This is a genomic window from Lampropedia puyangensis, assembly GCF_004833285.1.
Taxonomy (GTDB): domain Bacteria; phylum Pseudomonadota; class Gammaproteobacteria; order Burkholderiales; family Burkholderiaceae_C; genus Lampropedia; species Lampropedia puyangensis.
The window spans coordinates 1-1,446 of record NZ_STFG01000055.1 but is presented as its reverse complement, the minus strand read 5'-3'; the positions used below and the strand labels follow the sequence as shown (position 1 = coordinate 1,446).

The following is a 1,446-nucleotide window of genomic DNA, read 5'->3' as shown; positions in this document are numbered from 1 at the left end:
CTAACTAGCCTCCATCAAATCCGGTGTGATTCACTTTTCTAGAGCCGTTCTGTCGCTGTTGAGAACCTTCCCTAAAATTTGATGTGCCGCATAGTTGCATCCCTTCAAGCGGCTGAACGGCTGTCAACAGTAAAAACAGAATCTGCATTAAATCTGGCAATGAAACAAAACAAACTCTGCGAATCATCGCCATAGAGTTCTTCGTAAACATGCTTGCCTATTCGCGCAAGCGTTCCATGCACATTGGACATTCGCAAAATCCTTTCACGGCGAGAGTGAAAATTTTTGCAGAAGTTCACATTCCGTCTATCAATAGAGCAATGTTGATTTGTTTATAGTTCCGGGTGGAGTCGCGTTCGCGAGACGATGCGCGGTAAATCCCACGCCGAGCAGACAATTAATTACTGTAGTAATCCACTGCAGTAGCTAAACGTTGAAGAATGGGCGAGAGTTACGCCTACTCATCGAGTAGATGATTAGAGGCGTGTTTGGTGCTTGGTTTGTATTCATTCAGCCCAGTCCATTTGCTTTTTATAACGTACTCACTCCAAAAAATTACCTCACACCCATGCGTATTATTAACGGCCTCAACAAAAACCTCCAACACACATTTAAAGCTAAAGGCGTGCTCAAGCCCCACACCAAATTACTTGGTTTGTGCAGCGCTGGCATGCTCGGACTGGCGACGCTGATCATGCCCCTAGGGGCGAAGGCTCAAAACAACGTGCTGTTTGTCAGTTCGAATGAATCCTCAAACCCTGGCTGGAACGCCTATATCGCCAATGCTCGTAATGCTTTTGATGAAGTGGCCCCAGCAGGCACGTTTGTCAATCGCACGGGAGGGCTTTCTGGCACAACTTCGCTGACCAGTGACATTGCCAATGCCAAGTTGTTAGTGCTTACCACTGTTTGTAGTAGTACCAATCCAGATCGCTGGGACGAGGTGCAAGCTGCCCTTGAGACACGCCCCGACTTGATGGTGATTGGTTTTGTGGATGGCTCCAATGCAGGGGATTGCCCCACGCATTTGTCTCGCGTCACGGATGCCATCAACGCCATCAAACCTGACACATGGAGCACAATCAAGGCAGAAACTACGCTAAATGAACTTAGTGCACCGCTGAATCAGCAATCGCTGTACGCAAGCACGTTTCAATCGGTGTTGCCGTCGATCGTCGGGGGATGGTGGGGGCGAATGTCACCGATCCCAACCGACTATGCCTTGTACACACAGGTCGCCGTAGCATCACCGGCCCCGCCCACTGTCTCCGATGCCTATGGCTTGTTCATCCCACAAGCGGCGTCGAATGCCGGCAAGGGCGCTTGTCTGTTTTTTGTGGCCGATACCTCCCAATTCTCCAATACCATCGGTGGCGGAGGCCTTCAGCCGACTCAGTCTAATAACATAGCAAAAGCGTTTTACGCTGCGGCCACAGACCCTGCTGG

General features: G+C 50.0%; 1 protein-coding gene. It reads left to right on the top strand.

Translation table 11 applies throughout. The features are described 5' to 3' along the window. Positions 1 to 568: 568 nt before the first annotated feature. Positions 569 to 1,446 (top strand): hypothetical protein (locus tag E9531_RS17335; RefSeq protein WP_136575020.1); only part of this gene is annotated, 878 nt, incomplete at its 3' end.